This window comes from Halobaculum magnesiiphilum (genome assembly GCF_019823105.1).
GTDB lineage: Archaea > Halobacteriota > Halobacteria > Halobacteriales > Haloferacaceae > Halobaculum > Halobaculum magnesiiphilum.
Genome location: NZ_CP081958.1, coordinates 1,668,683 through 1,684,713, shown reverse-complemented (window position 1 = coordinate 1,684,713; position 16,031 = coordinate 1,668,683). Strand labels below are relative to the sequence as shown.

Annotated in this window: 19 protein-coding genes; 7 read left to right on the top strand and 12 right to left on the bottom strand. The window is 69.0% G+C overall.

Annotated elements, in window-relative coordinates:
* Positions 1-146 precede the first annotated feature (146 nt).
* Positions 147-542, top strand: coding sequence for a DUF7718 family protein (locus tag K6T50_RS08510; RefSeq protein WP_222606201.1), 396 nt, complete (start codon positions 147-149; stop codon positions 540-542).
* A 9-nt stretch (positions 543-551) separates the two neighbouring features.
* Here the strand turns inward: K6T50_RS08510 and K6T50_RS19140 are convergent, their stop codons facing one another.
* The 5 genes from K6T50_RS19140 to K6T50_RS08490 all read right to left on the bottom strand — a co-directional run bounded on the left by K6T50_RS19140 (position 552) and on the right by K6T50_RS08490 (position 5,100).
* A complete protein-coding gene (locus tag K6T50_RS19140) occupies positions 552-686 on the bottom strand; it encodes a hypothetical protein (protein ID WP_275673097.1) in 135 nt (44 codons plus the stop codon).
* Between the two features lie 515 nt (positions 687-1,201).
* Entirely contained in the window at positions 1,202-1,933 is a 732-nt protein-coding gene (locus K6T50_RS08505; RefSeq protein WP_222606200.1) for a GNAT family N-acetyltransferase, read from the bottom strand.
* A gap of 71 nt (positions 1,934-2,004) precedes the next feature.
* Positions 2,005-3,048, bottom strand: coding sequence for a zinc-dependent alcohol dehydrogenase family protein (locus tag K6T50_RS08500; protein WP_222606199.1), 1,044 nt, complete (start codon positions 3,046-3,048; stop codon positions 2,005-2,007).
* A gap of 129 nt (positions 3,049-3,177) precedes the next feature.
* On the bottom strand, positions 3,178-3,369 hold the full coding sequence (locus K6T50_RS08495) for a DUF8106 domain-containing protein (RefSeq protein WP_222606198.1): 192 nt from the start codon (positions 3,367-3,369) through the stop codon (positions 3,178-3,180).
* Positions 3,370-3,447: 78 nt separating this feature from the next.
* Positions 3,448-5,100 (bottom strand): FAD-binding oxidoreductase, encoded by a 1,653-nt coding sequence (locus tag K6T50_RS08490; protein ID WP_222606197.1) that lies wholly within the window; start codon positions 5,098-5,100, stop codon positions 3,448-3,450.
* Between the two features lie 122 nt (positions 5,101-5,222).
* On the opposite strand from K6T50_RS08490, the gene K6T50_RS08485 reads away from it, so the two are divergent.
* Entirely contained in the window at positions 5,223-5,612 is a 390-nt protein-coding gene (locus tag K6T50_RS08485; protein WP_222606196.1) for a hypothetical protein, read from the top strand.
* Between the two features lie 312 nt (positions 5,613-5,924).
* Here the strand turns inward: K6T50_RS08485 and thsA are convergent, their stop codons facing one another.
* On the bottom strand, positions 5,925-7,574 hold the full coding sequence (gene thsA, locus K6T50_RS08480) for a thermosome subunit alpha (protein WP_222608866.1): 1,650 nt from the start codon (positions 7,572-7,574) through the stop codon (positions 5,925-5,927).
* 184 nt (positions 7,575-7,758) lie between these two features.
* Positions 7,759-8,322: a DUF8102 family protein gene (locus tag K6T50_RS08475; RefSeq protein WP_222606195.1), complete on the bottom strand. Its 564-nt coding sequence runs from the start codon at positions 8,320-8,322 to the stop codon at positions 7,759-7,761.
* Between the two features lie 112 nt (positions 8,323-8,434).
* Between K6T50_RS08475 and K6T50_RS08470 the strand changes: the two genes are divergently transcribed.
* Positions 8,435-9,268: a beta clamp domain-containing protein gene (locus tag K6T50_RS08470; RefSeq protein ID WP_222606194.1), complete on the top strand. Its 834-nt coding sequence runs from the start codon at positions 8,435-8,437 to the stop codon at positions 9,266-9,268.
* Between the two features lie 73 nt (positions 9,269-9,341).
* On the opposite strand, the gene K6T50_RS08465 is transcribed toward K6T50_RS08470, so the two are convergent.
* Both K6T50_RS08465 and rio1 read right to left on the bottom strand, forming a co-directional pair.
* Entirely contained in the window at positions 9,342-9,905 is a 564-nt protein-coding gene (locus K6T50_RS08465; RefSeq protein WP_222606193.1) for a KH domain-containing protein, read from the bottom strand.
* A gap of 105 nt (positions 9,906-10,010) precedes the next feature.
* Positions 10,011-11,012: a serine/threonine-protein kinase Rio1 gene (gene rio1 / locus K6T50_RS08460; RefSeq protein WP_222606192.1), complete on the bottom strand. Its 1,002-nt coding sequence runs from the start codon at positions 11,010-11,012 to the stop codon at positions 10,011-10,013.
* A 192-nt stretch (positions 11,013-11,204) separates the two neighbouring features.
* Here rio1 and K6T50_RS08455 point away from each other — a divergent pair, with 192 nt between their 5' ends.
* Entirely contained in the window at positions 11,205-11,849 is a 645-nt protein-coding gene (locus K6T50_RS08455; protein ID WP_222606191.1) for a SatD family protein, read from the top strand.
* Between the two features lie 98 nt (positions 11,850-11,947).
* Entirely contained in the window at positions 11,948-12,298 is a 351-nt protein-coding gene (locus K6T50_RS08450) for a hypothetical protein (protein WP_222606190.1), read from the top strand.
* A 38-nt stretch (positions 12,299-12,336) separates the two neighbouring features.
* Here the strand turns inward: K6T50_RS08450 and eif1A are convergent, their stop codons facing one another.
* Entirely contained in the window at positions 12,337-12,627 is a 291-nt protein-coding gene (eif1A, locus tag K6T50_RS08445) for a translation initiation factor eIF-1A (RefSeq protein ID WP_222606189.1), read from the bottom strand.
* Positions 12,628-12,889: 262 nt separating this feature from the next.
* Here eif1A and K6T50_RS08440 point away from each other — a divergent pair, with 262 nt between their 5' ends.
* Positions 12,890-13,069 carry a DUF7470 family protein gene (locus tag K6T50_RS08440; protein WP_222606188.1) on the top strand — a complete coding sequence of 60 codons (180 nt, stop codon included), beginning with the start codon at positions 12,890-12,892 and terminating at the stop codon, positions 13,067-13,069.
* 106 nt (positions 13,070-13,175) lie between these two features.
* The gene (locus K6T50_RS08435) at positions 13,176-13,556 is read left to right on the top strand and encodes an Hsp20/alpha crystallin family protein (RefSeq protein WP_222606187.1); all 381 of its coding nucleotides are present in this window, start codon (positions 13,176-13,178) and stop codon (positions 13,554-13,556) included.
* Positions 13,557-13,674: 118 nt separating this feature from the next.
* Here the strand turns inward: K6T50_RS08435 and K6T50_RS08430 are convergent, their stop codons facing one another.
* Both K6T50_RS08430 and K6T50_RS08425 read right to left on the bottom strand, forming a co-directional pair.
* On the bottom strand, positions 13,675-14,688 hold the full coding sequence (locus K6T50_RS08430) for a tyrosine--tRNA ligase (RefSeq protein ID WP_222606186.1): 1,014 nt from the start codon (positions 14,686-14,688) through the stop codon (positions 13,675-13,677).
* A 63-nt stretch (positions 14,689-14,751) separates the two neighbouring features.
* On the bottom strand, positions 14,752-15,882 hold the full coding sequence (locus tag K6T50_RS08425) for an ORC1-type DNA replication protein (protein WP_222606185.1): 1,131 nt from the start codon (positions 15,880-15,882) through the stop codon (positions 14,752-14,754).
* Positions 15,883-16,031 lie beyond the last annotated feature (149 nt).

Below are 16,031 nucleotides of genomic sequence, written 5' to 3'. Positions count from 1 at the left end.
GCGGAGGAATGTTCAAACCCGGAGACGGATCCACGACAAGCCGTCGTTGAGGGCGACGGCGATGATCTCGGTGGCGCCGTCGAACCCTCGCACCGACTGCATACGAGTATCAACTGCTAAGTGAGGCCGCCGGTTCCGGAGAATCGATGGACGGCGGAGAACTAGAGTCGCCAACTCCCGACAGGAGTTACACCGCTCACCTCGACTACGGGCGGGTTCGGCGTCGAACGGAACTCGGCGTCGAGGAAGGGGACGTACTCTGGTTCGTTGTTCAACTGGAGTGTAACCACGCACCGGAATACGGCTCCGAGGACGACTGGCAACACGTCGCCCGGTTCGATCACCACCCGCACATGGATTGGGGTCACGATATCACGGACGAACGGCTCCACATCGACTTGTACGCCTACGACGATCTGAAGGTGGACGTTCAGAAGGGCTTCCCCGAAGTGCCGGTAAACAGGGCCCCGGCGTACTGCGAGCGCTTCTTCGACGAGCGATACGAGGAGCTACTCGCCGAGTATCACGAACGCTCGAAGTAGAAGGGCGCGTTACGACTCGCTGACGGAGTCGAGATCGTCCAACTCGGGGATCTCGAACTCCTCCGCGTCGAAGTCCGCTTCCGGCTTGTCGGTGAGGTCCGCCAACTCCTCCGCGGCGGACTCCCGACGGTGACGAGAGGCCATATACCCGAGTGAAACGGCCGTGCTCTAATAAGTAATTGGGTGAATACATCACTGCTGATTCGAGCCCGCTCGTCGGTTAGCTTGAGTCTGGCTCGATCGGTCGTGCGGTCAAGCGTATGCACCGGGGGCCGAATCCAGCGGTGCTCGGGTTGTTGAACGAGCCGACAATTCGCACATGGTTCTGTGAATTATAGATCCGTTCGGTTGTTAGTGGAAGCTTCTGGAAGGGTGGGGGGTCTACTTATCATCCCACCAATCGCACGCATTCGAGTAGACGATACGTGACGGAATGGTGTTCGAGAACGATCACCTCCCGCGCGAGATCGTCGGTCGACACGACACATGACGGGATTACAGATGCCCTCCCCTCTGTCCGGCCTCTCCGTTCTGGATAAGCCGACGGTCACTCACAAATCGGCTACCGCGTTCGGTTCGATCGCCCCGACTCCGCCTTCGTGCCCGAGTCTTCGACCGGCACGCCCACGCCGGGCTCGTCATCGACCGCCCGTCTCCCATCAGAACGTGTACGCCATCATGACCTCGTCGACGTGCTCGTCGTCGATGGTGTAGTGATCCCGTCGGATCGCCTCGGTCTCCCAGTCGTGGTCGCCGAGGAAGTCCAGGGCGGCGGCGTTCGTCACCGGAACGCTGTTGTACACCTTCCGGAAGCCGTTGGCCTCCGCCCAGTCGAGGCCGCGCCGGAGGAGCTGTCCCCCGATCCCGGACCGACGGTACTCGGGAACGACCCCGACGGTCTGTTTGGCCGTCTCGCGCACCCGCGACACCTGCGGCAGGTCGAGGTGGGTCCACCCGACGATGGCGTCGTCGGCGACGGCGACGAAGAACACCCGCGACTCGACGGAGTTGTGCCGCGTCACCGTCTCCTCGTACAGCAACTGCTCGGCGATGCTCTCGGCGACGACGTACGTCTCCTGGTCGGTGACCTGCCGGATCGCCGCCACGAGGCCCTCGAAGTCGTCCTGGCGGGCCGGCCGGATCGTGAAGGACGTGTCGGCGGTCTCGTACTCCTCGACGGCGCCCACGTCGAGCGCGACCCGGAGGGTCCCGCCGTCGTCGTCGAGGTATCCCCGCGACTCCAGGCGGTCCAGTTCGCGCTCGAACTCCTCGGCCGGCGCCGACACGGTCTGCTGGACGATGTGACGGTTCGCGGTCCCGTGCCGCTCGACGTACTCGTAGATGCGCTTGCTCACCTCTGACTCGAACGTGGGTCGCTCGACGACCTCCATACCGGCCCATCGGCCGCTCGGGGTTTAGCGTTTGTCACGAGGTAGCATCCAACGTGGACCCGCCCGTTCGCCTACTCCCAGGGCTTCACGAGCACCTTCACGGCCTCCCGTTCGTCCATCATGCGGTACCCATCGGGGACGCCGTCGAGGCCCACGGTTTCGGTGAAGATCGGCGACGGGTCGAGCGTCCCCTGGAGCACGTCGGCCAGCAGCTCCTCGGCGTACGCGCGGACCGGCGCGACGCCGCCGCGCAGCGCGACGTTGTCGCCGAAGAACGAGAACAGATCGAGCCCGCCCTCCATCCCGTGGGGAACGCCGACGTAGCCGACGGTGCCGCCAGGGCGGGCGGCCTCCACCGCGGTTTCCATCGCGGAGGCGGCGCCGACGCACTCCAGCACGTGGTTGGCGCCGCCGTCGGTGATGTCGAGCACCGCGTCGACCGCGTCGTCGCCGCGCTCGGCGACCGTGTGGGTGGCGCCGAACTCCTCGGCGATCGCGAGGCGGTCCTCGTGGTGGCCGACGGCGACGATCCGCTCGGCGCCCAGCCGGCGGGCGGCGGCGACGCCGCACAGCCCCACGGCGCCGTCGCCGACGACGACCGCGTCCTCGCCGGCCTCGACGCCCGCCGACAGGGCGGCGTGGTGGCCCGTCCCCATCACGTCGGTGAGCGGGAGCAGCGACCGGAGGGCGTCCTCGTCGTCGGCGTAGCGGTCGGGCACCCGGACGAGCGTGCCGTCGGCGTGCGTCGAGCGGACGAACTCGCCCTGGGCGCCGCCGTTGTCGCCGCCCCACGAGTCGCGGTTCACACAGGAGGTGTGCAGCCCCTTGCGACAGAACTCACAGGAGCCACAGGAGATGGCGAAGGGGGCGAGCACGCGGTCGCCCGGCTCGACCGAGCGCACGTCCTCGCCGACCTCCTCGACGACTCCCATCGGCTCGTGGCCGACGCCCGTCCCCGGGTCGCGGTCGCTCTCGCCGCGGTAGAACCACAGGTCCGACCCGCAGATCGCGGTGTGGGTGACGCGGACGATCGCGTCGGTCGGCTCCTCGATCTCGGGCTTGTCGACCTCCTCGACCCGGATATCGCCGGGGCCGTGGAACACTGCTGCGCGCATACGGGCCCCACGGTCGCCCGCGGCTTCAACCCCAGCGTGTCGGCGAACGCCGGGGGTCACCGCGTTGCGTGTCGCTTCCCGACGCCGTGTCGTCGCGTTCGACCATCGACGGCTCGCCGCGCTCGGGCGTCAGGCCGGCGCCGCCAGCTTCGACCGGCGGACCGTCAGGGTCGCGCCGCAGTCGGGGCACGTCAGCGCCTCGACGCCGTCGCGCTCGCGCACGACCCAGTCGCCGTCGGCCGGCGCGGCGTGGCCGCACTCGGGGCAAAACAGCGTGTTCTTCGGGGGCGGTCTGGCGGTGCGTGTGGAGGGGTCGTCCATACCCTCCGATACGCGCTCGGGACGGATAACCTCGTCCCCGGAATTCTCACACGAGAGAGTCTCTCACCCTCGATCGTGTCACAACCGGCCGCTCGGCGAGAACACCCTCTCGGGGTCCCACTCCCGCTTGGTCTCCCGGAGCCAGTCGTAGTTGTCGCCGTACACGTCGCGGGCGGCGGATTCGCCGCGCTCTGTTCCCGAGAAGTTCGGCAGCTCCCCGGTCACCGTCGCCACTTCGCGGACTGACTCGGCAGACTCCCGTGCCCACGAGACGTGCTCGTCGTCCGCGCCGGGGTCGCTCCAACACGCCTCGAAGTTGAGGACGACCTCGGCGTCGCGCTCGGGCACCGCCGTGTCGCCCGGATCGAGGTCGGCGATCGCGCCCCCCATCGGCCAGACGACGACGGTGCTGTCCGGCCCCGCGCCGGCCCCGCCCGGGAGCGCGGTCATTCGCTCGGCGACGAGCGCGACGAGGTCGTCGGTGAACGACTCGACGGCGACGGATTTCCAGTAGTAGCGGTCGCCGGCGGCCGAGTCGCCCCCGAGGTATCGCTGGAGTTCCCGGTACGGAACGCGTTCGGCGTGATCGATCAGCGGCGCCGTCGCGTCGCCGCCGCGGTTCGTTCCGTCCCCGCTCTCGCGTTCCTCCTCGGTCCCGCGTTCGGATTCGCGAGCCAGATCGCGAAACGGCGCAAGCGCCCGTTCTCCCGCCTCGGGGTCGCCGGCGTGGGCGCCGAGCACACACAGCGCGAGGTCGCCCGCGCGGTCGTCGGTGAACCCCGGCTCGTCGGGAACGCGCGCAACGTACGGCGAGACGTTCGTCTCCCGCGGCGCCGCGCGAAGCAGCCGGCGGTACGCCCGCAACAGCGCCGCGATCTCGTCGGCGCCGTCGACGCCGAACCACGTGTCACACATCGCCACCTCGTCGGGAACCGGGACGAGGTCGAACTCCAACTCGACGGCGACGCCGAAGTCGCCGCCGGCGCCCCGCACCGCACGGAACAGATCGGGGTTTCTCGCCGGGCTCGCGGTGACGCGCTCACGGGTCGCTCCGCTCCCCGTTCGCTGTCGCGGTCTCGCCGTGCTCGACCGCGCTCGTTCCCCGGCGGCGGTCACCAACTCGACCCGGCGGAGGCGGTCGCACGCCAGCCCGTGGGCTCGCGAGAGGTAGCCCGTCCCGCCGCCGAGCGTCAGGCCGGTCACGCCGACCTCCGGGGCGACGCCCTGCGGGGTCGCGAGGGCGTGTTCGGTCGTCGCCGCGTCGAGCTCGCCGATGGTGGCACCCGGCTCGACGGTCGCCGTTCCGGCCGCCGGGTCGACCGTCACGTCCCGCATCGCGCCCACGTCGCACACGAGCACGCCGTCGCCGGTCGAGGTGCCGACCGAGGAGTGCCCGCCCGAGCGCGTCGCGATCCCGAGTCCCGTCTCCTGGGCGGCGTCGACGACGCGGGCGACGCCCGCCGGCGTCGTGGGGTACGCGACGGCCGCCGGGAACGCGGAGACGTACCCGTTCCAGACGCGGCGGGCGTCGTCGTACTCGGGATCGCCGGGCGTCACGACCGTCCCGGGGAACAGCGTCCGCCACTCGCCGACGGCGTCGCGGGGCGCGGGCCTCCCGTCGCCGACCAACTCCGCCGCCAGCGACGCGAGCGCGTCCGCGTGCGCCGCCGCGACCGCTTCGGCGTCCGCCTCCGAACGCGGACCCCCGCCGCCATGCGATTCATCGCTCATACCACTGGATACGTCCGACGGGACGAAAACCCATCGCGGCGCCGCCCGTCGACCCCGGTTCCGCGCTCAATCGCCGTCGTCGACAACACAACGGCTTTCGGACCGGCGCGCCGACCCCCGGTATGGATCGACGACGGGCGGCGGCGTACGCGCGGGTCGGGGTCGCCTACCCCGTCGCCGCGGTCGTCGCCGTCGCCGGCGGCGCGGCGCTGCTCGGGGTGGACCCCGGGCTGGCGGTGCTCGCGCTCTCGATGGTCGCGGCGGCGACGCTCGCCGGACTGCTCGTCTCGGAGACGGGCGGCATGCGCCCTCCGGAAGCCGACCGCGGTCGCCAGCAGCAACGCGGGATCCTCGGACTCGGCGGCAACGGCGGGAGCGGCGGCAACGCGGACGCCGACCTCCCGGACGTGGCTCGGAGCCGCCGGGCGCGCCTGCGGGTGTTCTCGCTGGGGTTGTTCGTGCTCACCGTGGCGCTCGTGTTGCTGCTCGGCGGCGTGGTTCCGGGACTGTAGGGGCCAGTTCCCGGGACGATCGCGATACGGAGAGCTGTCGCTCGCGGTCGCGGTGTCGAAAGAATCGAAGATCGGTCGAGAGGCGGTGCGTGTCGGGAGCGGTGTGGTGGATGACTCCTCCGCGAGGGCCGAAGGCCCGAGCGGGCCGACGACCGAACGGCGGGCGGCGAAGCCGCCCGAAGTTCGGGAGGAGTGCTTTTGATCCACGTTTTGTCGAACGAGCGGCCCGAAGGGCCGCGAGTGCAGCACAAAACGTGGGTTGCCTCGCGGGCTTCGCCCGCTCGGCTTTTCGAGGTTCCTACGGAACCTCGCTTACATCGCGCCGCCCATGCCGCCCATACCGCCCATGCCGCCCATGCCGCCGCCGCCCGGCGGCATCTCGTCGTCGCCGCCGTCGTCGGTGCCGCCGCCCTTCAGGTCGCCGGCGGCGATGACGTCGTCGATGCGGAGGATCATCGTCGCCGCCTCGGTGGCGGACTCGATGGCCTGCGTCTTGACGCGGCGCGGCTCGACGACGCCCTCGGCCTCCATGTCGATCACGTCGCCCGTGTAGGCGTCGAGACCGGCGCCGAACTCGCCGCCGTCGTGGCGGGCGCGCAGGTCGACCAGCGAGTCGATCGGGTCGAGCCCGGCGTTCTCGGCGAGGGTGCGCGGGATGACCTCCAGCGCGTCGGCGAACGCCTCGACGGCCAGCTGCTCGCGGCCGCCGACGGAGTCGGCGAAGTCACGAAGCTCCAGCGCCAGCTGGGTCTCGGGCGCGCCGCCGCCGGGGAGCACCTGTCCGTCGCGCAGCGTCGTGCGGACGACGCCCAGCGAGTCCTCGATGGCGCGCTCGACCTCGTCGACGACGTGCTCGGTGCCGCCGCGGAGGACGAGCGTGACCGAGCGGGCGTCCTCGACGTCCTCGACGAAGATGCGCTCGTCGCCGCCGATGTCCTTCTGGGCGACGGAGCCGGCGAAGCCGAGGTCGCTCTCCTCGAGGTCGTCGAGGTTGGCGACGACGCGACCGCCCGTCGAGCGGGCCAGCCGCTTCAGGTCGGAGTCCTTCGCGCGGCGGACGGCGAGGATGCCCTCCTGCGCGAGGTAGTGCTGGGCCATGTCGTCGATGCCGTCGCCGACGAAGACGACGTCCGTGCCGACGGCGCTCAGCTTGTCGACCATCTCCTTGAGCTGCTGTTCCTCCTGGTCGAGGAACTGCTGGAGCTGGTCGGGGTCGGTGACGTTGACCTCGGCGTCGATCTCGGTCTCCTTGACCTCGATGGCGCCGTCGAAGAGGGCGACATCGGCGTCCTCGACCGCGTAGGGCATGTTCTCGTCGACGCGCTCCTTGTCGACGATGACGCCCTCGATGAGCTCGGAGTTGCCGATGGCGCCGCCGACGACGGTCTCGACGGAGACGTTGTCCGTGTCGACGGTGCCGTCGTCGTCGCGGACGGCGAGCACGGCGTCGACGACCAGTTCCGCGAGCGTGTCGCGGGCGGACTCGGCGCCCTTGCCCGTCATCGCCGTCGCGGCGATCTTCTCGAGCGTCTCGCGGTCGTCCGCGGTGACGTCGATGGCCTGCTCGTCGAGGACCTCCTTGGCCTTCTCGGCGGCCTGGCGGTACCCCTGCGCGATGGTCGTCGGGTGGACCTCCGAGTCGATGAGCTCCTCGGCCTGGTCGAGCAGCTCACCGGCGATGACGACGGCCGTCGTCGTGCCGTCGCCGACCTCGTCCTCCTGCGTCTCGGAGACCTCGACGATCATGTTGGCCGCCGGGTGGTCGATGTCCATCTCCTTCAGGATGGTCACGCCGTCGTTCGTGACGACCACGCCGCCCGAGGAGTCGACGAGCATCTTGTCCATCCCTTTCGGTCCGAGCGTCGTGCGGACGGACTCCGCGACGGCCTTGCCGGCCGTGATGTTCATCGACTGGGCGTCCTTGCCCGACGTTCGCTGGCTGTCCTCCGAGAGTACGATCATGGGCTGGTTGCCCATTCGCTGGCGCTGAGACATGAGTCACTCCCTGATTGTTTTCGATTCTATAAAAACATTCCGGCGTCGGTTCGTCAACTGCTCGCACGGAGCCGTTGCGGGCGTGTGTGATAAGTTATCAAGGGGAATTTATATACGGACCTGTCGGCGTCGATCTCCTCGGGGCCGGGAGTCAGAAGTCGGTGACCCGCGACTGGATCCGGCCGTCGTCGACGCCGGGGTCGTCCGTCTCGTCGCCGCGGACGTACTCCGCGAACTCGTCGGGCGCGATCTCTTCGCGCGCGTCGGCGAAGGCCAGTTCCGTCAGCGACAGCGTCTCGCCCGCCCGCATCTTCCGGCGCACCTCGGCGACGCTCAACGCGCGGAACGTCACGTCGAGGTCGACGGTCGCCGCGCGCTCCTCGCTCGCCTCCGCGAGGTTGATCCCCTCCACGAGCACCGTCTCGAACTCTAGGTCCGTGTCCTCGACCCCGCGGTAGAGGAACGCCATCGCCGAGACGAGCGCGTCGAAGGCGTCCGTCCCTTCGCGGTCGAGGCGGTCCTCGAACACGAGTTTCCGGTCCGTCTCCGAGAGCCCCTCCACGAGCAGTTCGAAGTCGTAGAGTCCGGCGTGAAGCCTGTCGCGGATGCGCGCCCGCGCGTTACGCTCGGACTGCACGCTCGCGAACTCCGTCTCCCCACGCAGGTACGCCCGGTCGGCCGGGCTCAAGACGCCACGCTCCCGTTCGCCGCCCATACTCTAAAACAGGGTATGAAAACGAGATACATATATGTTTGTACTCGGAAACGGGGTATCTACCTGATCGCTTGCAAAAATACTTATGAGCCGATACGTTCGGGATCCGGCCATGCCCGAGGCGAGCGCCGTGACCGACGAGGGAGACGAGACGGACGCGGAGTCGGGACAGACGCCCGACTTCGACGGGGAGGTACCGGTGTCCGTGCGCGTGCGGGCGGACACCCTGAAGCCACTGCTCTCGGCGGTCGGCGCGCTCGTCGACGAGTGTCGGCTGACGTTCGGCCGCGACGGCATCCGCGCGGCGGCGATGGACCCGGCGACCGTCGCGGCGGTCGACGCGGAACTCGACGCTGCGGCCGCGGCGTCCTACGAGGCCGACGGCACCGTCGTCGGCGTCGACGTGACCCGACTCGAGGACATCCTCTCGATGGCCGCCGGCGACGACCCCGTGACGCTCGCGCTCGACCCCGAGTCGTTCCGCCTCCACGTCGTCGCCGACGGCCTGGAGTACGCGATGGGGTTGTTCGACCCCGACAGCGTCCGCGGGCCGCCCGACGTGGACGACCTCGGCTTCGAACACACCGCGTCGCTGACGGTCCCGGTCGACATGGTCGGCCGGTTCGTGACGGCCGCGGGGATGGTCGCGGACCACCTCGCGCTCAGCGTCGACCCGGACGCCGAGACGTTCGTCGCCGCCGCCGACGGCGACACCGACGACGTGCAGTTCACGGTCACGGCCGAGGAGGCGGTCGCGTTCTCGCCGGGCGATGCGGGGTCGCTGCTGTCGCTGTCGTACCTGATCGACATCGAGCGAGCCATCCCGGCGGGGACGGACGTGCGGCTCACGCTCGGACGAAAGGCCCCCCTCGGCGTCGCCTACGACATCTCGGGGGGCGACGGCCGCGTCGAGGCGTTCGTGGCGCCGCGGCTCAAGGCGGTATAACGGCTCGGGACGGCGGTACGACGGGGCACCAGGAGAACGGACCGGACGGCGACGGGCGGGATCGGGAACCGCGTTACCGCGGTTCCTCGGCGCTCCCCGAGGGGGTCGAGAGGTCGGGCGCGCCGTGGATCTCGTTGTGCTTGCGTTCGAGGAACGAGTAGACGGCGCCGTGGGGGGCGCCGTCGAGGATCATCCCCGCCGCGCGGCGGACGGCCTCGACCTCCTCGGGCTGGCCGATGACGCCGAGGGTGGTCCCCTTGATGACGACTTCGGCGCCCGAGAGGTCCTCCATCAGCTCGCGCGTTCGGCCGTTCTCGCCGATGAGGCGGCCCTTCTGGCGCTGGAGGTCGTTCTTGTTGCGGGTCTCCGATGCGAGGTCGACCAACTCGAACCGTCGCAGGTCGTGCTCCAGCAGCGAGAGGGCGGACTCGGGGGTGAACCCGCGGCCGATGGCGCGGACGATGTCGGGAGCGACCAGCCCGGCGACCGGGTCGCCGACGCTGTCGATGGCGACCGAGCCCGACTCGGAGTCGATGTCGAGTCGGACCTCGGCGCGGTCTTCGATCTCCCGCATCGTCTCGCCGCCCTCGCCGATGAGCACGCCGATGCGGTCCTGCGGAACCTTCACGTGCTGCATACACCCGAATTTCGGCCGGACGCGGATAAGGGTTCCCTCGGGAACCCGCCGCGTCAGCGGGTCACACGCGCGAACCGCCGATCACAGGGCGGCGAGGGTATCCGACTATTCGTCGCCGCCGTCATCGCCGCTACTATCGCCGCCGCTGTCGTCGCTGCCACCGCCGTCGTCGCCGGCGCGGTCATCGTCGTCGCCGGCGCGGTCCGTCGGGTTCGGATCCGTCGCGGGGTCGGGATCGGCCGACGGTTCCGGCTCGGGCGTGGTGACGTAGTCGTGGAGGTCGTCCGCGTCGGTGTCGAGCCCCTGCCGGGAGAAGAAGGAGGCGACGTTGCGGCAGTCGCGCCGGAGGAACTCCTCGGCGTTCGGGTGGTGGACCGTCACCGCCTGCCCCAGGTCGATGACGACCAGCTCCCCGTCGTGGATGATGAGGTTGTACTCCGAGAGGTCGCCGTGGATCAGCCCCGCCGAGTAGAGGCGGCGCATGTACTCGCGGACGACCTCGAAGGCGGTCTCGGGGTTCTCCACGTCGACCTCCGCGAGGCGGCGCGCGCGGTCGTCGGCGTGGCCGACCAGCTCCATCACGAGGACGTTTCGCTGGACGGCGATCGGCTCGGGGACGCGCACGCCGGCCTTCCGGGCGCGCTGGAGGTTCGAGAACTCCTTGCGCACCCACGCGACGACGACCTGCTTCTTGTCGGAGCCGATCCCCTCGAAGCGGGGGTCGCCCTCGAGGTAGTCGCGCATGTGCCGGAAGTTCGAGGTGTTGATCCGGTACACCTTCGCGGCCACCTCGCGCTCGTCGGCGCCGAGCGCCTCGTACACGTTGGCCTCCTTGCCCGTCGACAGGGGTCCGCCGAACGCGGCGATGTGGCCGTCGCGGGTGAGCTTGTACAGCGCCGCGAGGGTGGCGTCGTCGAACACCGACGCCTCGACTTTGAACTGCTCGGTGTTCTTGACGCGCTTGCGGAACTCGTCGAACTCGTCGTCCTGTCTGCGGGCGATCTTGTCGGCCTCGGTCTGGGCGATGTCGGCCAGGTCGAGGTCCTCCCACTCGTCGCCCGGCGCGTCCGCCTCGTCGGGTTCGACGAACCCGAACTCTCCGTTCATCTATCACCGCGTACGCGCTCCGACATGAAAAGCACCGGCACCGCGGTCGCCGCCCCCGGCCTACGGACGGCGCCTCGGTCGCTTGCTCGTGTGGGGGGGTGACCCTTCGTGCGCCAGGTTCAACCCAAAATAGTTGAATTTATAGGAATCAACTATTTATGGTTGTAACACGATGCGGTACTCAGAACAGCCGTGACCGGGACCGAACGGACCCACGTCGTCCTCGGCGACGTGATCGACTCGCGAGGCGAGCCGGACCGGGAGGGACTGCGCGAACGGATCGAGGACGCGCTCGCCGCGGCCAACGACGCACACGCCGAGGCGATCGGCGCCCGTTTCGCGCCGATCAAGGGCGCCGACGAGTTCGGCGGGACGCTCGAGGATCCAGCGGCAGCCTACGGGGTCGTCCGGGCGATCCAGGAACGGCTCCATCCGACGGTCGCTCGATACGTCGTCGTCGCGGGGGCGGTCGACGTTAACCCCGGCGCGACCGACGTGACCGCGATGGACGGACCGGCGTTTCATCGGGCGGACGAGGCGCTGTCGGAGCTGAACGCGGAGGACGGCCACTTTTTCCTCGATACTGCCGACGATCGCGTGAACGGTCCCGTGACGGCGGCGGGCGATCTCGCGCTGGCAATCCGCGAGGAGTGGACCGAACGCCAGACCGAGATCGCACGCGCCTACCGTCGCCGGGGCACTCAGACGGCCGTTGCGGAGGCGTTCGGGGTGAGTACCCAGGCGGTGTCGAAGACGCTCGCGGCCGCAAGCTACGACCGCGTCCGGCGTAACGAGGCACTGATCGACCGGGCGCTGGGTGCCGAACCGGAGGATTGATTCGGTAGTGAGACGCCGGCGAAAACGATGCAGATCGAAACGTCGGCGCTGCCGGGCGCTCCGGCGGCCGCCGGCGACCTAGTCGTCGTCGCGGCGGCGTGTATCTCGCCGGTTACGTCGCGCTGCTCGCGACGAGTACGTCGGTCGTCAGCTACTTCCTCGAACGCTGGACCGGGACGGATCTGTCCGCCGGCGTCGATGCGGACCAGCGTGACAGCGGCCGCGTGATCGGCAAGTGCGAGAACGTGCTCGTGCTCACGCTGGTGTTCGTCGGCGCGTACACCGCCCTCGGGCTGGTGTTCGCGGCCAAATCGGTCGTCCGACGCGAGGACATGACCAGCGGCGACACGACCTGGTACCTCGCGGGGACGCTCGTGAACTTCACGTACTCCATCGTCGTCGGGGTCGTCACGAGCGTCGCCGCGGCGGCGCTGCCGGCGATCGTCTGAGGGCCGGTGGCGTTCGTTCCGGCAACGCCTCTCGTCGATCAGGCGATGTGGCCTTCCTCGCGAAGCTGGTCGGCGTCCTGGCTCTCGTAGCGGTGTTCGATGTCGGCCTTCTCGTCCTGCCAGTCCCACGGACTCACGAGGACGAGGTCGCCCTCGCGGATCCAGGTCCGTTTCTGCATCCGTCCGGGGATCCGCGCGGTGCGTTCGACGCCGTCGTTGCACCGGACCTTCACGCGGTTGGCGCCGAGCATCTCGGTCACCTCGGCGAACACCTCGTCGTCGTCCGGCATTCTGAGGTTCTTGCGTCCGGACCCGTCGCCGTCGCTCATACTCCTGTGTTCTCGCGTCCGACAGTTAAACTCGGTGGGTGCGAGGCCGAACGCAGTGAGGCCTCGATTCGAACGGGGAGTGTAACGACCCGTGAGTGGGTGCGAGGCCGAACGCAGCGAGCACCTCGAATCGAACGGGGAGTGTAACGACCCGTGAGTGGGTGCGAGGCCGAACGCAGCGAGCACCTCGAATCGAGCGGGGAACGAATGTGACCCGCGCGGAACCCGCCGGCCTTTTCAAGAACTACCGTCACGACCGGGTATGATCGACAAACTCGGCACCGCCGGCGTCGCCGGCGCGGTGCTGCTGCTCGCCGGTCTCGCGCTCGTCGCGTGGACGGCGCCGATCGTCGCGGTCGGCCTCGCGATGGTGCTGGCCGGCACCGGCCTCGTGGTGAAGGGACTCACGACCAGCCTGATGCGACAGTTCGGGTTCGCGTAGTCGGAGGCGGCCGCACACGACGGTCGCCGCCACACCGGATGTCGTGTCAACGAAACATTCTTTACGAACCACGTACAACGATCCGATGCACACGAGGTGACCAGCCATGGCACTCCCGAGCAGCACGGCGAGTTCCTGGATGCAGAACCTCGATCTGCCGTCCCGCGTCCTCGGCGAGGGCGGCTTCGGTGGCACCGACTACGAACTGTACGAGGAGGACGACGAGTTCGTCCTCACGATCGACATGCCCGGCTTCGACCGGGAGGAGATCGATCTCACGTGGGAGGAGGGCGTCCTCAACGTCGCGGCCGAGCACACCGACGAGGAGCGCGGCCGCAAGAAGACGTACCACCGACGCTTCCGCTTCCCGCGCGAGGTCGACGAGGACGAGATCGGCGCCCGCTACGAGAACGGCGTCCTCGAGGTAACCCTCCCGGCCGTCGTCGGCGCGAAGCCGACCGGCACGCCGATCCCCATCGAAGGATAGCGTCGCCGGCGCCGCCGGCGTAGTCGACTGCCCGCGGCCGCCGTCGCGACCGCGGCGGCCGTGGTCACGAACTCGAATCGGTTTTTCGTCGCGTTACGCGTTCAGCTCCGGTCCAGCGTTAGGCGTCCAGCTCCCGTAGTACCTCGCGGCCGGGCGCGATCAGCTCGTTCAGGTAGTCCGCGAGCGCGCCCTTCGCGTCCGCGGGGTGAAGCTCGCCCGACTCCAGGTCCGCCGCCAGCGACTCGTAGTCGTCGTACTCCAGGTCGCCGCCGTACTCCTCGGGTCGCTCGACGACGACCGTGTCGAACCGCGGGAACACGGAGTACTCGAAGATCTCGAGCACCGGGTTCTCGCGCTCGTTGCCCTCGTCGTCCGGCTCGGGGTCGCGCGTCGGCGGGCAGAACGCGCCGTTGATCTTCTCGGCGATGTCCGCCTCGGAGTCCTCCATCGAGATGGTGGTGCCCGACGAGGAGGACATCTTGCCGACGCCGGTGTCGAGGTCGGCGAGGATCGGCGTGTGGAGACACGGCCGCGCCTCGTAGGCGTGGTCGCTCTCGCCGTCCATCGTCGGGATCTGTTCGCGGTGGAGCATGTGGACCTTCCGCTGGTCGAGGCCGCCGACGGCCAGGTCGAGATCGAGGTAGACGATGTCCAGCGCCTGCATCAGCGGGTACACCAGGTGGCTCACCTTCGCGGTGTCGCCGCCCTGGATCTCGGCCATCGCGCGCCGGGCGCGATTGAGCGTCGTCGACACCTCCAGCTCGTGGGTGTCGAGGACGTACTCCTCGTCGAGCTGGAACTCCGAGCCGTAGACGAACTCCGTCGACTCGGCGTCGAGTCCGTACGCGAGGAACTGGTCGCGCATGCGCTCGGCCGTCTCGCGGATCTCGGCGAACGTCCCCTTGTCGTTGAGGTAGGCGTGCACGTCCGCCAGCAGGACGACGACCTCGAAGCCCGCCTCCTGCAGGTCGATCAGCTTGTTCGCCGTCAGCATGTGGCCGATGTGGAGGACGCCCGACGGCTCGTACCCGACGTACACTCGCTTGCCATCCGGGTCGTCGGCTAGCGCGCGTACCTCCTCGTCGGTGACCACCTCGGTCGCGTTCCGGGTGATCAGCTCGTAGGCGTCCATACCCGAGGGTGTCGCGTGCGCCGAGTATGTCTTTCGGATGTGTGCGACGCCGTGTCGGCGACGCTACCCTTCGATCCGCTCCAGCACCGGCTCGGGGTCGTACGCCAGCGAGATCGACCGCGACCGCCCGCGCCCCTCGACCTCGGCGTACTCCGTCTCCACGAGTCCGAGCTGGTCGAGCTTGTTGACGATCTCCGAGTACCGGGTGTAGCCGAGGTCGGTCCGTTCGTGGAACGCCTCGTACACGGAGCCGGCCTGCTCGCCGTCGTGCTCCGCGAGCACCTCGACGAGCGCCGTCTCCGACTCCGAGAGGCCCCGAAGGCTACGCGAGAGGTGGACGTACTTCGACTTCTCGTACGCCTCCTCCACGTCCTCGACGCTGATCGTTCTGGAGGCGCGCATCTCGGCGTTGAGCCCCGCCCGGCGGAGCAGGTCGATGCCGACCCGGAGGTCGCCCGACTCGGCGGTCAGCTCCGCCACACGGTCGAGTTCCGTGGCGCCGAGGACGCCGTCGTGGAAGCCGCGCTTCGCGCGCTCGCGGAGGATGTCGACCACCTCGTCCACGTCGTACTTCGGGAAGAACACCTCCTCGGGGCGGAACACCGACTGCACGCGCGAGTCCAGCTCCTCGATCACCGACAGCGAGAGGTCCGAGGAGACGCAGATCACGCCGACCTTCGCGCCGGCGTGGGCCTCGTGGGCCCGCAGCAGCGAGTACAGCGCGTCGGAGGCCTCGTTCTCGTAGAACAGGTAGTTCACGTCGTCGAGCGCCACCGCGAGCACCTCGTCGTCCTCGACGAGTCGGTCGGCGATCTGGCCGAACAGCTTCTTGAACGAGATGCCCGAGGAGGGCGGCTCGTAGTCGAAGATCCCCTCGAAGATGCGCGAGAACACCGCATAGCGGGTCGAATCGACCTGACAGTTCACCCTGACCGTGCGCACGTCCGTCTGCGCGCGAAGCTCCGAGAACAGCTTCTGGACCGAGGTGGTCTTCCCGGTTCCCGGCGGCCCGCGGACGACGGTGTTGAGCGGGCGCGAGCCGCGCGCGGCCGGCCGGAGCGCGTACTTCAGCGACTCCAGTTGGCTCTCGCGGTGGCGGAACGTCTCGGGGACGTAGTCGATCTCGAAGACGTGTTCGTCCCGGAAGACGGACTCGTCCCACGACAGCATCCCGTCTTCGGGGTCCCCGGCCATGATACCGAACCCTCGCTCGCCCGACCACTTAATCGTTCCCCGGTGGCGGAGTGAAAGTGAAATAGAGATCGATACGCCGAATACCGGCGGTTCAGCCACGATACGGTTTCAGTATCGCCCCGGTCGTCGGCCGTGTCTCCGGCGGGAGT